The organism is Nonomuraea sp. NPDC050404, from assembly GCF_040655495.1.
GTDB lineage: Bacteria > Actinomycetota > Actinomycetes > Streptosporangiales > Streptosporangiaceae > Nonomuraea.
In genome coordinates this window covers 1-20,535 of the sequence record NZ_JBFAKB010000025.1, presented here as the reverse complement: position 1 = coordinate 20,535, position 20,535 = coordinate 1, and the positions used below count along the sequence as shown (strand labels likewise).

Below are 20,535 nucleotides of genomic sequence, written 5' to 3'. Positions count from 1 at the left end.
GGTGGCGGGCCGCCGAGACGCGCGCCCTGTGGGCCGTGCTCGTGGTTCACTCCCATCGGGAAAGCGCTTCCCAAAGCTCCCCCGGGACCGGTCACCGGTCCCGTCGCCCGCCCGCCGGGGCACATCCCGGCGGTCCACCCCCCACGGGCGTCCTGGTGGGCGCCCGCCCCCGCACGGAGGTGCGTCCCATGACCGAGATCACCCGACGAGACGCCTTAAAGGGCATGGCCGTCACCGGCGCGGCACTGCCGCTCGCCTCGATGATCGGCTCACCCGCCGCAGCCGCCCCGGACGTTCCCGATGTCGCCCTGCGCTGGCTGGAGGACAAGCCGGCCGAGGCCCCCGGCACCACCTGGGGAGTGCCGTGGCCGAAGGGCGCGGTGGGCAAGGAGCAGGCGTTCGCGCTCACGGCCGAGGGCGGCGCGGCGGTGCCGGTGCAGACGTGGCCGCTGGCGTACTGGCCGGACGGGTCGCTGAAGTGGACGGCGCACGCGATCGGCCCCGACACGCCGATCGCGGAGGCGTACACGCTGCGGGCCGGCACGGCGGCCGCCCCCGCCAAGCCGGTGACGGTCAAGGAGGACAAGCAGCATGTGGACATCGACACCGGCGTGATCCGGGTCCGGGTCCGCAGGAAGGGCAGCGACCTGATCGGGCAGATCTGGCGCGGCGAGACCGAGATCGCCCGTAAAGGGCAACTCGTCAGCCTCCGCCAGGGCAGGATCGACGACGATGACGACCGCACCGCCGAGGTGGGCTCCTATCTCAGCGACATCACGAAGGTCGAGGTCGAGCAGCGCGGCCCGGTGCGCGCGGTGGTCCGCGTGGAGGGCCGCCACACCTCCAGGAAGGGCCGGTCGTGGCTGCCGTTCACGGTCAGGCTCTACTTCTACGCGGGGGCGGAGAGCGTGCGCATGACGCACACGTTCGTGTTCGACCGCGACGGCCAGGACGATTTCATCGCGGGGCTCGGCGTGCGCATGCGGGTCCCGATGCGGGATGAGGCGTACAACCGGCACGTCAGGTTCGTCGGCGACGGCGACGGCATGCTCGCCGAGGCCGTCAAGGGCATCACCGGGCTGCGCCGCGACCCCGGCCCGGCCGTGCGCCAGGCCCAGGTGGCGGGCGAGAAACTGCCCGACATCGCCACCTGGGACACCCGCGTCAGCAGCCGCGTCCACCTCATCCCCGACTGGGGCGACCACACCCTGTCCCAGCTCTCCTCCGAGGGCTTCACCCTCAAGAAGCGCACCAAGAAGGGCTACGGCTGGGTCGCCGTGGACCAGGGCAAACGCGCCTCCGGGTGCGGATACGTCGGCGGCGTCAGCGGCGGCCTGGCCTTCGGCATGCGCGACTTCTGGCAGCGCCACCCCACGCAACTCGACATCAGGAAAGCGCACACCGACGAGGCCGAGGTGACCGTGTGGCTCTGGTCGCCGGAGGCCGGGCCGATGGACACCCGCTTCTACCACGACGGCCTGGGCATGGACACCTACCCGGAGCAGATCGAGGGCCTCAACATCACCTACGAGGACTACGAGCCGGAGTTCGGCACGCCGCTGGGCATCGCCCGTACGACGGAGCTGACGTTCTGGGCCCTGGCCGCGACCCCCGGCGCGGCCAGGCTGGCCGCCATGGCCGACGCCGTGCGCACGCCGCCGCTGATCGTCGCGCCACCTGCCCACCTGGCCGCCGCCAAGGTGTTCGGCGGCCTGTTCAGCCCGGTCGACCGCGCCACGCCGGAGAAGAAGACGATCGAGGACCGGCTCGACTTCCTCTTCGACTTCTACGCAAAGCAGGTCGAACAGCGTCACTGGTACGGCTTCTGGGACTACGGCGACATCATGCACACCTTCGACGAGGACCGCCACGTGTGGCGCTACGACGTCGGCGGCTACGCGTGGGACAACTCCGAACTCTCGCCCGACCTGTGGCTCTGGTACGCCTACCTGCGCTCGGGCCGCTCCGACATCTTCCGCTTCGCCGAGGCCATGACCAGGCACACCGGTGAGGTGGACGTCTACCACCTGGGCCCGTGGGCCGGGCTCGGCACCCGGCACAACGTGCAGCACTGGGGGTGCAGCGCCAAGCAGCAGCGCATCTCGACGGCCGTCTACCGGCGGATCTTCTATTACCTGACCGCCGACGAGCGCACCGGGGACCTGATGCGGGCGCTGGTGGACTCGGACAAGACGTTCCTGGCCATCGATCCGCTGCGGAAGATCCGTACGGAGCCGTACACGCCGGATCCGGCGGCCCTGGCCATCGGCCTGGGCACCGACTGGAGCGGCCTGGCCGCCGCCTGGCTGACCGAGTGGGAGCGCGGCGGCGACCCGGTCGCCGAGAAGAAGCTCAAGGCCACGATGCGCACGATCGCCGCCATGCCGAACGGCTTCGTCACCGGCGAGGGCCTGTACAACCTCAGCACCGGCGAGTTCGCCGCCGCCGAGAAGAAGGTCTCGGTCTCGCACCTGTCGGCCATGTTCGGCCAGGTCGAGATCTGCGCCGAGCTGATCGACCTGGTCGACATGCCGGAGTTCGAGCGGGCGTGGCTGCAGTACTGCCGGCTGTTCAACGCCACCAGGGCCGAGCAGCAGGCCGAGACCGGGGCCCACTTCGGCAACCTCATCCTCAAGCAGGGGCACTCCAGGCTGACGGCGTACGCGGCGGTGCGGCTGGGCCGCGACGACCTGGCGGCCAGGGCCTGGACGGAGTTCGCCACCGGCGACGGCTACGCGCCCGGCCTGCCGTGGAAGTCGGAGAAGGTCACCACCACGCTCAACCCCACGGACGAGGCGATCTGGATCTCCACCAACACCACGGCCCTGTACGGCCTGGCCGCCATCCAGAACCTGGCCCTGGTCGGCGACCGGCTCTAGGGATTAAAACGTGTCATCCACCCGATCCGGCACGAGAGCCGGATCGGGGGCGGGTGGTGCATTGACAGCGAGCACCAGGAATCATAGTTTCCTGCACGAAGGATTAAAACGTTTTGAAAGGAGCGTCGGTGCAACGCGTCTGCTTCCTGCTGAAAGTCCGCCAAGAGCGGCTGGCGGAGTACCGCGAACGCCACCGGGACGTCTGGGCGGAGATGCGAGCGGCGCTGTCGCGCACCGGCTGGCACAACTACTCGCTCTTCCTCCGAGACGACGGCCTGCTCGTCGGGTATCTGGAGACCGACGACTTCGAGGCCGCGCAGAAGGCCATGGCCGAGACCGAGGTCAACGCCCGCTGGCAGGCCGAGATGGCGCCGTTCTTCGAGAACCTCGACGGCCGCCCCGACGAGGGCATGGTTCCGCTGACCGAAGTGTTCCACCTGGATTGATCGGGGAGTAATGACTGACATCAAGGCCGCGCTGCGGGCGCAGCGCATCGAGACGCCGTCCTGGGCCTATGGCAACAGCGGCACGCGGTTCAAGGTGTTCGCCCAGCAGGGTGTCCCGCGCGACCCGTACGAGAAGCTGGCCGACGCAGCCCAGGTGCACGCGCACACCGGCATCGCCCCCACGGTCGCCCTGCACATCCCGTGGGACAAGGTGGACGACTACGCCGACCTGGCCAGGCACGCCCGCGAGGCGGGCGTCGGCATCGGCGCGATCAACTCCAACGTCTTCCAGGACGACGACTACAAGCTGGGCAGCGTCACCAACCCGGACCCGCGGGTGCGCCGCAAGGCCACCGACCACCTGCTCGAGTGCGTGGACATCATGGACGCCACCGGCTCCGACACGCTGAAGTTGTGGTTCTCCGACGGCATCAACTACCCGGGCCAGGACGACATTCGCGCCCGCCAGGACCGCCTGGCCGAGGCGCTGGCCGAGGTCTACGGCCGCCTGGGCGAGGGCCAGCGTTTCCTGCTGGAGTACAAGCTCTTCGAGCCCGCCTTCTACGCCACCGACGTGCCCGACTGGGGCACCGCCTACGCCCACTGCGTCAAGCTCGGCCCCAAGGCGCAGGTCGTCGTGGACACCGGTCACCACGCGCCGGGCACCAACATCGAGTTCATCGTGGCGTTCCTGCTGCGTGAGGGTAAGCTCGGCGGCTTCGACTTCAACTCCCGCTTCTACGCCGACGACGACCTCATGGTCGGCGCGGCGGACCCGTTCCAGCTCTTCCGCATCATGTACGAGGTCATCAGGGGCGGCGGCCTCACCGACGAGGTCGCCTTCATGCTCGACCAGTGCCACAACATCGAGCCCAAGATCCCTGGCCAGATCCGCTCGGTCATGAACGTTCAGGAGGCCACCGCCAAGGCGCTGCTCGTGGACCGCGAAGCGCTGGCCGCGGCCCAGAACGACGGCGACGTGCTCGGCTCCAACGCCGTGCTCATGGACGCCTACAACACCGACGTGCGGCCGCTGCTCGCCGAGCTGCGCGAGGAGCAGGGCCTGGCGCCCGACCCGATGGCCGCCTACGCCAAGTCCGGATATTTCGAGAAAATCGCCGCCGAGCGCGTCGGCGGCAACCAGGCCGGCTGGGGGGCCTGAACCATCATGTCCAACGTCATCAACGAACTCCTCGAACGCTCCCACCGCCTGGGCGCCGACCCGCGCAACACCAACTTCGCCGGCGGCAACACCTCGGCCAAGGGCGCGGAACCCGACCCCGTCACGGGGGAGCAGGTCGAGCTGCTCTGGGTCAAGGGCTCCGGCGGCGACCTCGGCACGCTGAAGCCGGCCGGCCTCGCCGTGCTCCGCCTCGACCGGCTGCGCGCGCTCAAGGGCGTCTACCCGGGCGTGGAGCGCGAGGATGAGATGGTCGCGGCCTTCGACTACTGCCTGCACGGCAAGGGCGGGGCCGCGCCGTCGATCGACACCGCCATGCACGGCCTGGTCGAGGCCGCGCACGTGGACCACCTGCACCCCGACGCCGGCATCGCGATCGCCACGGCCGCCGACGGCGAGGAGCTGACCGGCCGCGTCTTCGGCGACCGCGTCGTGTGGGTGCCGTGGCGGCGGCCCGGCTTCCAGCTCGGCCTGGACATCGCCGCCATCAAGGAGGCCAACCCGCAGGCCATCGGCTGCGTCCTGGGCGGCCACGGCATCACCGCGTGGGGCGACACCTCCGAGGAGTGCGAGGCGCGCTCGCTGGAGATCATCCGCACCGCCGAGGCGTACCTGGCCGAGCACGGCCGCCCCGACCCGTTCGGCGCGGTCATCCACGACGCCCTTGCCGAGGCCGAGCGGCACGCGCGGGCCGCCGCGCTGTTCCCGCTGATCCGCGGCCTGGCCTCGACCGACGTCCGCGTGGTCGGCCACTACACCGACACCCCCGAGGTGCTCGACTTCGTCTCCCGCGCCGAGCACCCGAGGCTCGCCGCGCTGGGCACCTCCTGCCCCGACCACTTCCTGCGCACCAAGGTCGCCCCGCTGGTGCTGGACCTGCCGCCGGACGCCCCGCTGGAGCAGGTCGCCGAGCGGCTGCGCGAGCTGCACGCCGCCTACCGTGCGGACTACACCGCCTACTACGACCGGCACGCCACCCCCGACTCCCCGGCCATCCGCGGCGCGGACCCGGCGATCGTGCTGGTGCCCGGCGTCGGCATGTTCTCCTTCGGCAAGGACAAGCAGACCGCCAGGGTGGCCGGCGAGTTCTACGTCAACGCCATCAACGTCATGCGCGGCGCGGAGTCCGTCTCCAGTTACGCCCCCATCCCCGAGTCGGAGAAGTTCCGCATCGAGTACTGGGAACTGGAGGAGGCCAAGCTCCGCCGCATGCCCAAGCCCAAGGCCCTGGCCACCAGGGTCGCGCTGGTGACGGGCGGCGGCTCGGGCATCGGCGCGGCCACCGCCCGCCGGCTGGCCGCCGAGGGCGCGTGCGTGATCGTGGCCGACCGTGACCTGGGCGCGGCGGAGAAGGTGGCCGCCGAACTCGGCGCGAACGCCTACCGGCCCACGGACGTCGCCGTCGCGGTCGGCGTGGACGTCACCTCCGAGGAGCAGATCGCCGCGGCGGTACGCGCGGGCGTGCTCGCGTTCGGCGGCGTGGACCTGGTCGTCAACAACGCCGGCCTGTCGTTGTCGCGCGCGCTCCTGGAGACCACCCTGGCCGACTGGGACCTGCAGCACGACGTCATGGCGCGCGGCTCGTTCCTGGTCTCCCGCGAGACGGCCAAGGTCATGATCGACCAGGCCATGGGCGGCGACATCGTCTACATCTCCTCCAAGAACTCCGTCTTCGCCGGCCCGAACAACGTCGCCTACGGCGCCGCCAAGGCCGACCAGGCCCACCAGGTACGCCTGCTGGCGGCCGAGCTGGGCGGCCACGGCATCCGCGTCAACGGCGTCAACCCCGACGGCGTCGTACGCGGCTCCGGCATCTTCGCCTCCGGCTGGGGCGCCAACCGCGCCGCCGTGTACGGGGTGGAGGAGGAGAAGCTCGGCGAGTTCTACGCCCAGCGGACCCTGCTCAAGCGCGAGGTGCTGCCCGAGCACGTGGCCAACGCGGTCTTCGCCCTCACCGGCAGCGAGCTCAGCCACACCACGGGCCTGCACGTACCGGTGGACGCGGGCGTCGCCGCCGCCTTCCTCCGCTAGGAACCTCGGGCCGCATGAAGGCCGTCGTGACCACCGTCACGGCGGCCTTTTCCGTCGCGCCCGGCGTGTACCGCCCGGTATTTGGGACATGAAAACGGTCATGGCCTCCACCCCGAGCCCTCCCGCCGGTGACGTATCTCACGATCCTGGCTACGGAACCCTCCTGGCTTGCATGTTCATCCTCTAGAGTGCATTATTTTCACGAAGCAAGGTCATGAGTTATGATGCATAACCATGCATCCAGGAGGAGATGAATGAGAGCAGCAGTCGCGGGAGCCAGTGGCTACGCGGGAGGGGAACTGCTCCGCCTCCTGCTCGGGCATCCCGAATTCGAGATCGGCGCGCTCACCGCCGCCTCCAGCGCCGGCACCCGCCTCGGCGCCCACCAGCCCCACCTTCCCCAGCTCGCCGACCGGGTCATCGACGACACCACCGCCGAGACGCTCGCCGGGCACGACGTGGTCTTCCTGGCCCTGCCGCACGGCCACTCCGCCGCCGTCGCCGCGCGACTCGGCGAGGACACGATCGTGGTCGACTGCGGCGCCGACCACCGGCTCGCCGACCCGGCCGCCTGGCAGGAGTTCTACGGCGGCGAGCACGCCGGCACCTGGCCCTACGGCCTGCCCGAGCTGCCGGGACAGCGCGAGGTGCTCAAGAGCGCCAGGCGCATCGCGGTCCCCGGCTGCTACCCGACCTCCGTGCTGCTCGCGATGACCCCCGCGTTCGCCGCCGGGCTGGCCGGGCCCGACGTGGTCGTGGTGGCCGCCAGCGGCACCAGCGGCGCCGGCAAGTCGCTCAAGCCCAACCTGCTCGGCAGCGAGGTCATGGGCTCGGTCAGCGCGTACGGCGTGGGCGGCGTGCACCGCCACACCCCCGAGATGGAGCAGGGCTTGTCGGCCGTCGCGGGCACGCCGGTCCGGGTGTCGTTCACCCCGACGCTGGCGCCCATGAGCCGCGGCATCCTGGCCACCTGCTCCGCCCCCGCCGCGCCGGGGCTGACCAAGGAGGCGCTGCGCACGGCGTACGAGGTGGCGTTGAAGGACGAGCCCTTCGTCCGGCTGCTGCCCGAGGGCTCCTGGCCCGCCACCGCCATGACCTACGGCGCCAACAGCGCCGCCCTGCAGGTGACGCTCGACGAGCGCGCGGGCCGCGTGGTCGCCGTCATCGCCATCGACAACCTCACCAAGGGCACCGCCGGGGGCGCGCTGCAGAGCGTGAACCTCGCCCTCGGCCTGCCGGAAGAGCTCGGCCTCCCCATGACAGGAGTCGCACCGTGAGTAGCGAAAAATCCGACAAGCCTCTTATGTCTTCTATGGGGGCGGGCGCATGAGCGTCACCGCCCCTCTGGGCTTCCGGGCCGCGGGAGTCGCCGCAGGGATCAAGACCGGCGGCGCCCGCGACCTGGCCCTCGTCGTCAACGACGGACCCAGCAGGGCCGCCGCGGGCGTCTTCACCGCCAACCGGGTCAAGGCCGCGCCCGTGTTGTGGTCGCAGCAGGTCCTGACGGGCGGGCGGCTGCGCGCGGTCGTGCTCAACTCCGGCGGCGCCAACGCCTGCACGGGACCCGAAGGCTTCCAGGACACCCACGCCACCGCCGAGAAGGTGGCCGAGACGCTGCAGGACTCCGCAGGCGAGATCGCGGTCTGCTCCACCGGCCTGATCGGCGAGCGCCTGCCCATGGACGAGCTGCTGTCGGGCGTCGAGACGGCCGCGGGCCAGCTCTCCCGCGACGGCGGCCTGGCCGCCGCCGACGCCATCCGCACCACCGACACCGTCTCGAAGATCTCCTTCAAGCGCGGCGGCGGCTACATGGTCGGCGGCATGGCCAAGGGCGCGGGCATGCTCGCGCCCGCGCTGGCCACCATGCTCTGCGTGATCACCACCGACGCCGACCTGACCAGCGAGGAGCTCGACGCCGCGCTGCGCACGGCCACGTCCCAGACCTTCGACCGGCTCGACGCCGACGGCTGCATGTCCACCAACGACACCGTGCTGCTGCTGGCCAGCGGCGCCACCGGGGTCAAGCCGGACCTGGCCGAGTTCACCGAGCGGGTCACCGAGGTCTGCGCCGACCTGACCAGGCAACTCCTGGTGGACGCCGAGGGCGCCTCCAAGGCCATCGCCATCGAGGTGGTCGGCGCGGCCACCGAGGACGACGCGGTCAAGGTCGGCCGCACGGTCTCGCGTTCCAACCTGCTCAAGTGCGCCATCCACGGCGAGGACCCCAACTGGGGCCGCGTCCTGGCCGCAGTCGGCACCACCGACGCCGAGTTCGAGCCCGACCGGCTCAACGTGGCCATCAACGGCATCTGGATCTGCCGCGGCGGCGCCGTGGGCGACGACCGCGCCAAGGTGGACATGCGCCCCCGCGACGTGACGATCACCATCGACCTGTCGGCGGGCACGCACACCGCGACCATCCACACCACCGACCTCACGGCCGACTACGTCCACGAGAACTCGGCGTACTCCTCATGAGACGGACCACGGCACACACCAAGGCCGAGACGCTCATCGAGGCGCTGCCCTGGCTGACCCGCTTCAACGGCGCGACCGTCGTCATCAAGTACGGCGGCAACGCCATGATCGACGCCAAGCTCCAGGAGGGCTTCGCCGAGGACGTCGTCTTCCTCAAGCACGCGGGCCTGCACCCGGTCGTCGTGCACGGCGGCGGCCCGCAGATCAGCGACGCCCTGGCGAAACTCGGCATCGAGTCCACGTTCACCGCCGGGCTCCGGGTCACCACACCCGAGGCCATGCAGGTCGTCAGGATGGTCCTGACCGGCCAGGTCAACCGCGACATCGTGGGCCTGATCAACCGGCACGGCCCGTTCGCCGTCGGCCTGTCCGGCGAGGACGCCCACCTGTTCACGGCCGTGCGCAAGCACGCCATCGTGGACGGCGAGCCGGTGGACATCGGCCAGGTCGGCGAGATCATCAAGGTCGACCCCGGCGCCGTGCACGCCCTGCTCGCCGACGGCCGCATCCCGGTCGTCTCCAGCGTGGCCAGGAGCGACGACGGCGACATCTACAACGTCAACGCCGACACCGCCGCGGCCGCGCTGGCCGTCGCGCTGCAGGCGCAGAAACTGATCGTGCTGACCGACGTCGAGGGCTTGTACGCCAACTGGCCCGACGACAGCGACGTGATCGACGAGCTGACCGCGGGCGAGCTCGAGACGCTGATGCCCACGCTGTCCAGCGGCATGGTGCCGAAGATGGAGGCGTGCCTGACGGCCGTGCAGGGCGGGATCCCGCGGGCCCACGTCCTGGACGGCCGGGTGCCGCACTCCATGCTGCTGGAGATCTTCACCAATGAAGGAATCGGAACGATGGTGATGCCCTCATGAACCTGCGAGAAAGGTTCGACAAGGCCTTCATGCCCAACTACGGCGTCCCGCCGATCGCACTGGCGCGGGGCGAGGGCACCCGCGTGTGGGACGTGGACGGCAAGGAGTACCTCGACTTCATCGCCGGCATCGCGACCAGCTCGCTCGGCCACGCCCACCCCGCGCTGGTCGAGGCCGTCTCCAAGCAGGTGGCCACGCTGGCGCACACCAGCAACCTGTTCCTGCACGAGCCCGAGGTCAGCCTCGCCGACAAGCTCCTGGGACTGCTGAACGCCCCCGCCAGGATCTTCTTCGCCAACTCCGGCACCGAGGCGAACGAGGCCGCCTACAAGCTCGCGCTCAAGTACGGCAGGCGCGAGGGCCGCTCCTACTTCGTGGCCGCCGAGAACGGTTTCCACGGCCGCACGATCGGCGCCCTGTCCCTGACGGGCAAGAAGTCCATCCGCGACCAGTTCGGGCCGTTCCCGGTCCCCGTCCGCTTCGTCCCTTACGGCGACGCCGACGCGCTCAAGGAGACCGTCACCGGCGACTGCATCGCGGTCTTCCTGGAGCCCACCCAGGGCGAGGCCGGCGTGGTCCCGCCGCCGGACGGCTACTTCGAGGCCGCCCGCGAGATCTGCGACTCCACCGGCGCCCTGCTGGTGGCCGACGAGATCCAGTCGGCCATCGGCCGCGGCGGCCACTGGTTCGCCCACCAGGCCGAGGGCGTCACCCCCGACATCCTCACCCTGGCCAAGGGCCTCGGCGGCGGGCTGCCGATCGGCGCCTGCGTCGGGTTCGGCGAGGTCGGCAAGCTGTTCGAGAAGGGCGACCACGGCTCGACGTTCGGCGGCAACCCGGTCTCGTGCGCCGCGGCGCTGGCCGTGCTCGACACCATCGACCTCGACCACGTGCGCTCGGTCGGCGCGCGGCTGCGCACCGGCCTGGAATCCGCCGGCTCCCCGCTGCTCAAGGGCGTGCGCGGACGCGGCCTGTGGCTGGCCGCCGTGCTGGCCGAGCCCCGCTCCGCCGAGGTCCAGCAGGCCGCCGCGGACGCCGGCTTCCTGGTCAACGCCCTGCAACCGGACGCCGTACGCATCGCGCCGCCGCTGGTCGTCACGGCCGCCGAGGTGGACGCGTTCGTGGCCGCATTCCCCGCGATCCTGGCGGAGGCGGCGAAATGACCCGGCACAGCGCGGACTCGGCGCAAATCAGACACTTCCTGCGTGACGACGATCTTTCGCCGGCCGAGCAGACGCAGGTACTCGACCTCGCCGCCGCCATGAAGAAGGACCGCTTCGGCTACCGCCCCTTCGAGGGCCCGCAGAGCGTCGCCGTCCTGTTCGACAAGCCGTCGGCCAGGACCCGCGTCTCCTTCCACACCGGCATCGGCGAGCTCGGCGGCCTGCCGATGATCGTGGACAACGTCACCACGCTCATGGGCCGCGGCGAGCCGCCCGCCGACCTCGCCAGGGTCCTCGACCGCCAGGTGGCCGCCATCGTCTGGCGCACCAACGGCCAGGAACGCATCGACGAGATGGCCGCCCACTCCCGGGTGCCGGTCGTCAACGCGCTCACCGACGAGTTCCACCCCTGCCAGATCCTCGCCGACCTGCAGACCGTCAGGGAGCGGCTGGGCAGGACCGCCGGGCTCACGTTCACCTACCTCGGCGACGGCGCCAACAACATGGCCCACTCCTACCTGCTCGGCGGCGCCACCGCCGGCATGCACGTGCGCATCGCCGCCCCGGCCGGCTACCAGCCCGACGCGGTCATCCTCGACCGGGCCGCCGCCATCGCCGCCAAGACGGGCGGCTCGGTGGTCGCGCTGACCGACCCCGCGGCCGCCGCCGAGGGCGCCCACGTGATCGCCACCGACACCTGGGTGTCGATGGGCCAGGACGGCAAGGAGGAACGGGTGGCCGCGCTCCTGCCGTACCAGGTGAACGACGAACTGCTCGCGCACGCCGCGTCCGACGCGATCGTGCTGCACTGCCTGCCCGCCTACCGCGGCTACGAGATCACCGCCGAGGTGCTCGACGGGCCGCGGAGCGTGGTGTGGGACCAGGCGGAGAACCGGCTGCACGCCCAGAAGGCGCTGCTGCACTGGCTGGTCTCCGCGACATGACGATCCCGATGACCAAGGCGGCGCGGCAGGCGAAGATCACCGACCTGCTGGAGCGCCAGGCCGTGCGCTCCCAGCCGGAGCTGGCCAAGCTGCTCGCCGAGAGCGGCGTCGAGGTCACCCAGGCCACGCTCTCGCGTGACCTCGACGAGCTCGGCGCGCTCAAGCTGCGCGCCGACGACGGCTCCCTCGTGTACGCGCTGCCCGGCGAGGGCGGCGGCAGGATCCCGCTGACCAGGCTGGGCAGCGGCGAGAGCCCGGCCGCCCGCCTGCACCGCATCGCGGAGGAACTGCTGGTCGGCGCCGAGGCGTCGGCCAACTTGGTCATCGTCAGAACACCGCCGGGCGCGGCCCAGTTCCTCGCCTCCGCCATCGACCACGCCGACTGGGAGTCCATCCTCGGCACGGTCGCGGGCGACGACACCATACTCGTCATCAGCCGTGACCCGACGGGCGGGCAGGCCGTCGCGGACGCGCTGCTCAAGGTCGCCGACCGGCGAAGCTAGAAGCGTTTGGAGAATGTGAAATGCCCGACAGAGTAGTCCTCGCCTATTCCGGCGGCCTGGACACCTCGGTGGCCATCCCGTACCTCGCCGAGAAGATGAACGCCGAGGTCATCGCCGTCGCCCTGGACCTCGGCCAGGGCGGCGAGGAGATGGAGGTCATCCAGAAGCGGGCCATGGACTGCGGCGCGGTCGAGTCGGTCGTCGTGGACGCCAGGCAGGAGTTCGCCGCGGACTTCTGCGTGCCCGCCATGCAGGCCAACTCCCTCTACATGGACCGCTACCCGCTTGTGTCCGCGCTCTCCCGCCCGCTCATCGTCAAGCACCTGGTGACGGCGGCCAAGCAGTTCGGCGGCACGGTCGTCTCACACGGCTGCACCGGCAAGGGCAACGACCAGGTCCGCTTCGAGGCCGGCCTGGCCGCGCTGGCGCCCGACCTGGAGGTCATCGCCCCCGCCAGGGACTTCGCCTGGACGCGGGACAAGGCCATCGAGTACGCCGAGGCCAAGGGCCTGCCCATCGAGACCTCCAAGAAGAACCCGTTCTCTATCGACCAGAACCTCTGGGGCCGCGCCGTCGAGACCGGCTTCCTGGAGGACATCTGGAACGGCCCCACCGAAGAGGTCTACTCCTACACCGCCGACCCGACCAGGCAGCGCGAGCCCGACGAGGTCGTGATCGCGTTCGAGGCGGGCGTGCCGGTCAGCGTCGACGGGCGGTCGCTGACGCCGTACGAGATCATCGACGAGCTGAACAGGCGCGCGGGAGCCCAGGGCGTGGGCCGCATCGACATGGTCGAGGACCGCCTGGTGGGCATCAAGTCGCGGGAGGTGTACGAGGCGCCGGGCGCCATCGCGCTCATCACCGCGCACATGGAGCTGGAGAACGTCACCGTCGAGCGCGACCTGGCCCGCTTCAAGCGCGGCGTCGACCAGCGCTGGAGCGAGCTCGTCTACGACGGCCTGTGGTTCTCGCCGCTGCGCACCGCGCTCGACGCGCTCATCGCCGAGGCCCAGAAACACGTCAACGGCGAGATCAGGATGACCCTGCACGGCGGCGGCGCGACCGTGACCGGCCGGCGCTCCGACGACTCCCTGTACGACTTCTCGCTGGCCACCTACGACACCGGCGACACATTCGACCAATCCCTGGCCAAGGGCTTCGTCCAGCTGTTCTCGCTGCCCGCTAAGATCGCCGCGGCGCGGGACACGAGAAAGGGCTGAGTTGCACTATGGTCTCGGGGGACACGAAGGAGATGACGGTGAGTGAAGGCAAGCCGATGCGGCTGTGGGGCGGGCGCTTCGAGAGTGGTCCGTCCGACGCGCTGGCCCGGCTGTCGGTGAGTGTGCACTTCGACTGGCGGCTGGTGCCGTACGACCTGGCGGCGTCCAGGGCGCACGCCCGCGTGCTGCACAGAGCGGGGCTGCTGAGCGACGAGGAGCTCGAGCGCATGATCGGCGCGCTCGACGACCTGGAGCGCGCCTGCAAGGAGGGCGAGTTCCGGCCGACGATCGCCGACGAGGACGTGCACACCGCGCTGGAACGCGGCCTGCTGGAGCGGCTCGGCTCGCTCGGCGGCAAGCTCCGCGCCGGCCGCTCGCGCAACGACCAGATCGCCACCGACCTGCGCCTGTACCTCCGCGACCACGCCCGCTCCGTCGTCTCGCGGCTGGTGGAGCTGGAGACGGCGCTGATGGCCCAGGCCGAACAGCACGCCGAGACGGCCGCACCCGGCATGACGCACCTGCAACACGCGCAGCCGGTCTCCTTCGGCCACCAGCTCCTGGCGCACGTGCACGCCTTCGCCCGCGACATCGACCGGATCACCGACTGGGACAAGCGCGCCGCGATCTCCCCGCTCGGCGCCGGCGCGCTGGCGGGCTCCTCGCTGCCGCTCGACCCGCAGGCCGTGGCCGAGGAGCTCGGCTTCGCCGCCGCCGCGCCCAACTCGATGGACGCCGTGGCCGACCGCGACTTCGCGGCCGAGTTCCTGTTCGACGCGGCCATGATCGGCGTGCATCTGTCGCGGCTGGGCGAGGAGATCGTCCTGTGGGCCTCGCAGGAGTTCCGCTGGATCGAGATGGACGACGCCTACTCCACCGGCTCCTCGATCATGCCGCAGAAGAAGAACCCCGACGTGGCCGAGCTGGCCCGCGGCAAGTCTGGGCGCCTGATCGGCAACCTGATGGCGCTGCTGACCACGCTCAAGGGCCTGCCGCTGACCTACAACCGCGACCTTCAGGAGGACAAGGAGCCGGTGTTCGACGCGGTCGACACGCTGCTGCTCGTCCTGCCCGCGATGGCCGGGCTGGTCGCCACCATGCGGGTCAACACCGCGCGCATGGAGGCCTCCGCCCCCGACGGCTACGCGCTGGCCACCGACCTGGCCGAGCTGCTCGTCCGGCGCGGGGTGCCCTTCCGCGACGCGCACGAGGCCGTCGGCCATCTGGTGGTGTGGTGCCAGGTCAACGACAAGGACCTCGGCGAGCTGACCGACGACGAACTGGCCAAGGTCTCCTCGCACCTGACGCCCGACGTCCGCGACGTGCTCAGCGTGCCCGGGGCGCTGGCCGCCCGCAAGGCCCACGGCGGCACGGCGCCCGACCGCGTACGCGACCAGCTCGTCGCGCTCCGGGAGTCGGTCGACGCGCAGGCGGCATGGGCGGCGGGCAGCTGAGCTCCGGTAGCGGCGGCGGGCTCAATCCCACCGCGCTGCCTCGCGGCTTCTTCGACCGGCCCTCGCACGAGGTGGCGCCCGACCTGCTCGGGCGCGTGCTCGTGCACGGGACCGTCGCCGTGCGCCTGACCGAGGTCGAGGCGTACGGCGGTCCCGGCGAGGACCCCGCGGCCCACACGTACCGGGGCAGGACGCCACGCAACGCCGTCATGTTCGGCCCGCCTGGTCACCTGTACGTGTACTTCACCTACGGCATGCACTTCTGCGCCAACCTCGTCTGCCTGCCCGACGGCCACGGCTCGGCCGTGCTGCTGCGGGCGGGCGAGGTGGTCGCGGGCATACCCGAGGCCCGCGACCGTCGCACCGGCGGCAAGACGGGAACCCCTCAGGACCCCGCCGGGCGCCCTATCGACAATGCGGACACTTCCGCTCGGCGCACCATCGACAATGCGGACACCTCAGCTCGGCGCATCGGAGATCAGGCGGACCCTTCCGCCCGGCATATCCGAGATCAGGCGGACCCTTCCGCCCCGCACATCCGAGATCAGGCGGGCACCGACGACCCTGACCTGGCCCGGCCCCGGCGTGCGTCCGCCAAACCGATCGCCGACCGTGACCTCGCCCGCGGGCCCGCCAGGCTGGCCGTGGCCCTGGGCTTGATGCGCGAACACAACGGCCTGGACACCATCCTCGCAGCCTCCTCCGCGAGCCAACACGACCTCAACACTTTCCTCGGAACCGGGCGGCCGCACAACGCGCTCATCATGCTCGAAGGCCGGCCGGCCGACCCGTCCGCGATCAAGTCAGGTCCGCGCACCGGCGTCTCGACGGCCAGGCAGACCCCGTGGCGGTTCTGGATCGACGGCGATCCGACCGTCTCCCCGTACCGTGCTCACGCGCCCCGCCGCCGCAGCGCCGCGGCCACTTCCGTGGGGGAGGCGCCCAACTCGTGAGGGCTGAAGATGTGCAGGTTGTCGCCGGTGTCGATCTCCAGCATCTCGCTGCGCAACCCCCAGCGCCTGCGTACGTCCACCTTGACGTCCCAGATCGACTCCCACGGCACGTGCCGCTTGCCCGCGAACCCGTGCACGACGGTGATGCCGCTCTCGTCGGCCGCCAGCCGTACCGGGACGAGGAGGTCACGCAGTCCCATCCCGCCTACGAGTACGGCCGCGGGGACGGCCAGGATCACACCCCGAAAATCCCCCTCGAACCACCAGTAAACGGCGAGCCCGGCACACACCAGAGCCCCTAAGATCTTGAAAACAGCCAGCTCGCGACGGACCCTCCACATGGACACCCACCGTATCCAAGTGGCGCGCATCCGCAGCGATCGGGCAGGCTAAAGGCATTCACATCCGAACAGGAAAGCCATCACCGTGACCGACATCCTTGACGACCTCGCGTGGCGAGGCCTGATCGCCCAGTCCACCGACCTCGACGCCCTGCGCGCGTCCATGGCCAAGGCGCCGATCACGGTCTATTGCGGCTTCGACCCCACCGCGGCGTCCCTGCACGTCGGCCACTTCGTGCCGCTGCTGACGCTGCGCCGCTTCCAGCTCGCGGGACACAACCCGATCGGCCTGGTCGGCGGCGCCACCGGCCTGATCGGCGACCCGAGCGGCCGCAACACCGAGCGCTCGCTCAACTCCACCGAGGTCGTCGCCGACTGGGTGGACCGCCTGCGCGGCCAGGTCGGCAGGTTCCTCGACTTCGAGGAGTCCACCCCGAACGCGGCCCGCCTGGTCAGCAACCTCGACTGGACCGGCGAGATGACCGCCATCGCGTTCCTGCGCGACATCGGCAAGCACTTCCCGGTCAACCGCATGCTGGCCAGGGAGTCGGTCTCCGCGCGCCTGGCGGGGGAGGGGCTGAGCTACACCGAGTTCAGCTACCAGATCCTGCAGTCCAACGACTACCTGGAGCTGTACCGCCGCTACAACTGCACGCTGCAGGTGGGCGGCAGCGACCAGTGGGGCAACATCACCGCGGGCGCCGACCTGATCCGCCGCGTCGAGGGTGCCCACGTGCACGCGTTCACGCTGCCGCTGATCACCAAGGCCGATGGCACCAAGTTCGGCAAGTCGGCGGGCGGCGCGCTCTGGCTCGACCCTGCGATGACCTCGCCGTACGCCTTCTACCAGTACTTCCTCAACGCCGACGACCGCGACGTGATCTCCTACCTCAAGGTGTTCACGTTCCGCGGCCGCGAGGAGATCGAGGCCCTGGAGAAGGCCGTCGCCGAACGCCCCTTCGCCCGTGAGGCCCAGCGCACCCTGGCCGAGGAGCTCACGGAGATGCTGCACGGCAGGCAGGAGCTGGACGCGGTGCTGGCCGCCTCCAAGGCCCTGTTCGGCCAGGGCGCGCTGGAGGAACTGCCCTCCGCGACCCTGGCGGCCGCGCTGGCGGAGGTGCCCAAGGCCGCCGTGCCCGCGCTCGGCGCGTCGTTCGTGGACCTGCTGGCCGACAGCGGCCTGGTCGAGTCCAAGTCGGCAGCCCGGCGGGCGGTGAAGGAGGGCGGGGCGTACCTCAACAACCGCAAGATCACCGACGAGTCGTACGTGCCGGTCGCCGATGACCTGCTGGGCGGGCGGTTCATGGTGTTGCGCCGTGGCAAGAAGTCGATCGGCGGCGTCGAGGTCGGCTGACCTCGCCACTTGGGCGGGCCTTCTCTCCGGAGATGGCCCGCTTTGGCGTGTGCCACATTGGACGGGAGCTGAACCGGGGACGTTCAGCGACGGGTGAACAGCGCCACCGTCAATCCCGGCAGATCACCCGAATGCTTGGCCACACTGAGTTCGTACCCGGCCTCCTCCACCTCCCCGACCCGGGCGATGGAGTCACCCTCCAGACCTGACTTCTTCGTCCCCCGCCACACGACCCAAACCCGCTCCCGCCCTGCCAGCGAGGCCGAGACATCCGACCGCTCCGGATAGCCGAACCCATCGGGATCGGGCGCATCACCCGATCGCAGCACATCGACCGGCATGCGCGAATCCGCGTAGTAGTCGAACCCGCCACGTAGCTGACTCTGCCCGTAGACGATCCCGTCGTCGGGCTCGGCCTTGATCACGCGCAGCGCCCACGGGATGTTCTCGAATCGCCCGTTCTCTTCCCGCAGCTCCACATGCTCGGCGAAGGCCAGCCCGCATCCGAGCGCCACGACCAGGACTCCTGCCACCGCGTGGAAACGTGGCAGGCAGGCCACCGCGATTCCGGCCAGGAGTGCCAGCGCGGGCGCGGTCACGAAGAGATACCGATCCACGTACGCCGGCGTCACGAGCCACGACACCAGGAGCAACAACACCGGCGGCAACACCAGCCAGCCCACCAGCACCGACGCCCAAACCCCGCCCTCTGTCCCAGCAGTGCCCTCTGCCCAAGGCGCGTCATCTGCCCCAGCCCTGCCGTCTCCTCGAACACCGTCCCGCGCCCGCGCCCGGCCATCTCTCCGAACGCCGTCCTCTGCCTGGACCTTGCCCTCCGCCGCCTGAACGCCGACATTTGTCCTGATGCCGCCATCGCGCCGGGCCCGCCACAGCAGCACCGCCCCGGCCAGGGCCATCGCGAACAGCACAACCCCGAGCACGGTCGCCCCCGACGCCATCTTCGGGAACTTCAGCCACACCTCGGGCCCCCGCTCAGGGATCCAGCTGATGGCGTGGCGCTCCCCGTACCCGATGAGTCCCAGCACGGCGGCGGGCACACAACCGACCGCCATCGCGGCCAGCATGCGCACCGTTTCGGCCCGCCGCAACAGCAGAAGTTGCGCGGGCAGAACGAGCACCGCGAACAGGTGCGTTGAGCACAGGAGCGCCACCGCGACGCCGTACAGCACCCACCGGCGCGGCGCGGGCCGCTCGATCGCCCGGTGCAAGGCCCAGAACGAGAACACGACCGCTGCCGCCGCGAATGCGTACGACCTGGCGAAAGCTCCGTAGTACGACACCGACGGCAGGATCGCGAAGACCCCGGCCGCGATCACGCCGGCCCGGGTGCTGTGCAGTCGCCGCCCCAGGTCGGCCAGGAACCAGGCCGCCACCCCGATCACCACCGCCGACGGCAGCCGCAACCACAGCTCCGCCGTGCCCGCCATCGCCCAGAAGTGCATGAACAGGTAGTACGGCAGGAAATGCCCGTCGATGTGCTGTGCCAGCTCGATCATCCCGGGCAGTGAGCGGGAGGCGGCGCTGATCGTGGCGAGCTCGTCGCCGTTCAGGGTCGCGGAGCCCGTACCGGAGAATGCGGCAAGCCCTGCTACCAAGGCCATCCACCATGGGGCTGAGGTGCGATGACGTTGGGCTGGGCGAGCTGGGGGAGCTAGCGTGGCGGCAGTGATCACTGGGGCAGGATATGTGCCTTAGGGCGGCGTTCATGCCGAAATGTGATAGTTTGCGGCCTTTGTCTTGACAGGGAAGCGGCCCCATCGCCCGGCATCATAAGACCTCCGACCTCCGACTGCCGAGTTTCGGACACCGGTACGAGCGCATCCGCGTGACGGAACCTCGCGCAATCGAATGACGAGAGCCTGCGTGACACCGCCCCGCATGCCCTGATCCCACACCACCTCCGTTCGCATGGTCCGCGACCATCCCCATGTGGCTCCACCGGCGCTGTCCGCACATGGCCTCACTCGGCAGGGTCCGCGACGCCTCACTCGGTAGGATCCGCGACCCGCATGCCCTCACCAGCGTGGTCGGCCACCCGCATGGACCTCATCCGCGTCGGCAGGGCGGGCCTCGGCCTTAGCCGGCATGGCTTGCTTTCATCCGCACCTGCGACGGACCCACCTGCAGGGATCCACCCGCATAGGCTTCCGCCCGCATGCGCCTCCCACCCGCACAGCGGCATCGTGAAGACAGCGCACATCCACCAGGCATGACCCGCCCGTCCCGGACGCGATTTGACGTGTCGCGGATCGCGACCTAATCTTTCACTTCGCCCCGGGAGTGAGCCGGACGCCGGTCAGGCGGACGGGCCCCAGGGCAAGCCCCTTGAAACAAACCGAGCCATCCGGCAGAGCCGCTTCGGCGTATTGCTGCATGGGTTGCTTCTGGGCGCGCCGACGACACCGAATAATCGGTTGATTCGACACAGCCCGAGTGCCACGGTAAGTTACGAGGGTTGCCTCGAAGCTGAGGCACACAATCTTGGAAGATCAGATCGCTTCGGAGCAAGTCACTGAACTTGACAGGCGGCGAGACGGTCTGATAAGATTGAGGAGAACGAGATAGCGCCTTCGGGTCAAGTACCACAACGGGATACTCGACCGGGTGTACGCGTCCGTTTCTTGAGAACTCAACAGTGTGTTAAAAGCCAGTGCATGATGCACAACCCCGTCATTGATTTGACGGATTCCTTTGGT

At 70.2% G+C, this 20,535-nt stretch carries 16 protein-coding genes; 14 read left to right on the top strand and 2 right to left on the bottom strand.

All coding sequences use genetic code 11. The annotated features are described in order from the left end of the window. Positions 1–188: 188 nt before the first annotated feature. The 13 genes from AB0I81_RS47310 to AB0I81_RS47250 all read left to right on the top strand — a co-directional run bounded on the left by AB0I81_RS47310 (position 189) and on the right by AB0I81_RS47250 (position 16,123). Positions 189–2,879, top strand: coding sequence for a twin-arginine translocation signal domain-containing protein (locus AB0I81_RS47310; protein WP_360672559.1), 2,691 nt, complete (start codon positions 189–191; stop codon positions 2,877–2,879). Between the two features lie 128 nt (positions 2,880–3,007). After that, positions 3,008–3,325 carry an L-rhamnose mutarotase gene (locus tag AB0I81_RS47305; protein ID WP_360672556.1) on the top strand — a complete coding sequence of 106 codons (318 nt, stop codon included), beginning with the start codon at positions 3,008–3,010 and terminating at the stop codon, positions 3,323–3,325. Between the two features lie 10 nt (positions 3,326–3,335). Next, on the top strand, positions 3,336–4,487 hold the full coding sequence (rhaI, locus tag AB0I81_RS47300; protein ID WP_360672553.1) for an L-rhamnose isomerase: 1,152 nt from the start codon (positions 3,336–3,338) through the stop codon (positions 4,485–4,487). Positions 4,488–4,493: 6 nt separating this feature from the next. Then, entirely contained in the window at positions 4,494–6,536 is a 2,043-nt protein-coding gene (locus AB0I81_RS47295; RefSeq protein ID WP_360672550.1) for a bifunctional aldolase/short-chain dehydrogenase, read from the top strand. A gap of 254 nt (positions 6,537–6,790) precedes the next feature. Continuing rightward, positions 6,791–7,813, top strand: a complete 1,023-nt coding sequence (gene argC / locus AB0I81_RS47290) for an N-acetyl-gamma-glutamyl-phosphate reductase (protein WP_360672548.1) — start codon at positions 6,791–6,793, stop codon at positions 7,811–7,813. Positions 7,814–7,862: 49 nt separating this feature from the next. Beyond that, entirely contained in the window at positions 7,863–9,014 is a 1,152-nt protein-coding gene (gene argJ / locus AB0I81_RS47285; protein WP_360672545.1) for a bifunctional glutamate N-acetyltransferase/amino-acid acetyltransferase ArgJ, read from the top strand. Continuing rightward, complete coding sequence (argB, locus tag AB0I81_RS47280) at positions 9,011–9,886, top strand: acetylglutamate kinase (protein ID WP_360672543.1); 876 nt, start codon at positions 9,011–9,013, stop codon at positions 9,884–9,886. The genes argJ and argB overlap by 4 nt, the downstream gene beginning before the upstream one ends. Then, positions 9,883–11,049: an acetylornithine transaminase gene (locus AB0I81_RS47275; protein ID WP_360672540.1), complete on the top strand. Its 1,167-nt coding sequence runs from the start codon at positions 9,883–9,885 to the stop codon at positions 11,047–11,049. The genes argB and AB0I81_RS47275 overlap by 4 nt, the downstream gene beginning before the upstream one ends. Continuing rightward, positions 11,046–11,993, top strand: a complete 948-nt coding sequence (gene argF / locus AB0I81_RS47270; RefSeq protein WP_360672537.1) for an ornithine carbamoyltransferase — start codon at positions 11,046–11,048, stop codon at positions 11,991–11,993. The genes AB0I81_RS47275 and argF overlap by 4 nt, the downstream gene beginning before the upstream one ends. Continuing rightward, on the top strand, positions 11,990–12,496 hold the full coding sequence (locus AB0I81_RS47265) for an arginine repressor (RefSeq protein WP_360672534.1): 507 nt from the start codon (positions 11,990–11,992) through the stop codon (positions 12,494–12,496). The genes argF and AB0I81_RS47265 overlap by 4 nt, the downstream gene beginning before the upstream one ends. 20 nt (positions 12,497–12,516) lie before the next feature. Then, the gene (locus tag AB0I81_RS47260; protein ID WP_360672531.1) at positions 12,517–13,716 is read left to right on the top strand and encodes an argininosuccinate synthase; all 1,200 of its coding nucleotides are present in this window, start codon (positions 12,517–12,519) and stop codon (positions 13,714–13,716) included. Positions 13,717–13,748: 32 nt separating this feature from the next. Continuing rightward, entirely contained in the window at positions 13,749–15,170 is a 1,422-nt protein-coding gene (argH, locus tag AB0I81_RS47255; RefSeq protein ID WP_360672529.1) for an argininosuccinate lyase, read from the top strand. Then, positions 15,152–16,123 carry a DNA-3-methyladenine glycosylase gene (locus AB0I81_RS47250; RefSeq protein ID WP_360672526.1) on the top strand — a complete coding sequence of 324 codons (972 nt, stop codon included), beginning with the start codon at positions 15,152–15,154 and terminating at the stop codon, positions 16,121–16,123. Before argH ends, AB0I81_RS47250 begins: the two co-directional genes overlap by 19 nt. Here AB0I81_RS47250 and AB0I81_RS47245 read toward each other — a convergent pair. After that, the gene (locus AB0I81_RS47245) at positions 16,063–16,362 is read right to left on the bottom strand and encodes a PH domain-containing protein (RefSeq protein WP_360672523.1); all 300 of its coding nucleotides are present in this window, start codon (positions 16,360–16,362) and stop codon (positions 16,063–16,065) included. The genes AB0I81_RS47250 and AB0I81_RS47245 overlap by 61 nt on opposite strands. Before the next feature lie 187 nt (positions 16,363–16,549). Between AB0I81_RS47245 and tyrS the strand changes: the two genes are divergently transcribed. Next, positions 16,550–17,818 carry a tyrosine--tRNA ligase gene (gene tyrS / locus AB0I81_RS47240; protein ID WP_360672520.1) on the top strand — a complete coding sequence of 423 codons (1,269 nt, stop codon included), beginning with the start codon at positions 16,550–16,552 and terminating at the stop codon, positions 17,816–17,818. An 83-nt stretch (positions 17,819–17,901) separates the two neighbouring features. Here tyrS and AB0I81_RS47235 read toward each other — a convergent pair whose 3' ends face one another. Next, positions 17,902–19,440 carry a glycosyltransferase family 39 protein gene (locus AB0I81_RS47235; RefSeq protein WP_360672517.1) on the bottom strand — a complete coding sequence of 513 codons (1,539 nt, stop codon included), beginning with the start codon at positions 19,438–19,440 and terminating at the stop codon, positions 17,902–17,904. Positions 19,441–20,535 lie beyond the last annotated feature (1,095 nt).

What these genes read in the sequence shown, in the direction of transcription:
- AB0I81_RS47310 (WP_360672559.1), top strand. Translation starts at nt 189, where the DNA reads ATGACCGAGATCACCCGACGAGACGCCTTAAAGGGCATGGCCGTCACC.
- rhaI (WP_360672553.1), top strand. Translation starts at nt 3,336, where the DNA reads ATGACTGACATCAAGGCCGCGCTGCGGGCGCAGCGCATCGAGACGCCG.
- AB0I81_RS47295 (WP_360672550.1), top strand. Translation starts at nt 4,494, where the DNA reads ATGTCCAACGTCATCAACGAACTCCTCGAACGCTCCCACCGCCTGGGC.
- argC (WP_360672548.1), top strand. Translation starts at nt 6,791, where the DNA reads ATGAGAGCAGCAGTCGCGGGAGCCAGTGGCTACGCGGGAGGGGAACTG.
- argJ (WP_360672545.1), top strand. Translation starts at nt 7,863, where the DNA reads ATGAGCGTCACCGCCCCTCTGGGCTTCCGGGCCGCGGGAGTCGCCGCA.
- argB (WP_360672543.1), top strand. Translation starts at nt 9,011, where the DNA reads ATGAGACGGACCACGGCACACACCAAGGCCGAGACGCTCATCGAGGCG.
- AB0I81_RS47275 (WP_360672540.1), top strand. Translation starts at nt 9,883, where the DNA reads ATGAACCTGCGAGAAAGGTTCGACAAGGCCTTCATGCCCAACTACGGC.
- argF (WP_360672537.1), top strand. Translation starts at nt 11,046, where the DNA reads ATGACCCGGCACAGCGCGGACTCGGCGCAAATCAGACACTTCCTGCGT.
- AB0I81_RS47265 (WP_360672534.1), top strand. Translation starts at nt 11,990, where the DNA reads ATGACGATCCCGATGACCAAGGCGGCGCGGCAGGCGAAGATCACCGAC.
- AB0I81_RS47260 (WP_360672531.1), top strand. Translation starts at nt 12,517, where the DNA reads ATGCCCGACAGAGTAGTCCTCGCCTATTCCGGCGGCCTGGACACCTCG.
- argH (WP_360672529.1), top strand. Translation starts at nt 13,749, where the DNA reads ATGACGGTGAGTGAAGGCAAGCCGATGCGGCTGTGGGGCGGGCGCTTC.
- AB0I81_RS47250 (WP_360672526.1), top strand. Translation starts at nt 15,152, where the DNA reads ATGGGCGGCGGGCAGCTGAGCTCCGGTAGCGGCGGCGGGCTCAATCCC.
- AB0I81_RS47235 (WP_360672517.1), bottom strand. Translation starts at nt 19,440, where the DNA reads ATGGCCTTGGTAGCAGGGCTTGCCGCATTCTCCGGTACGGGCTCCGCG.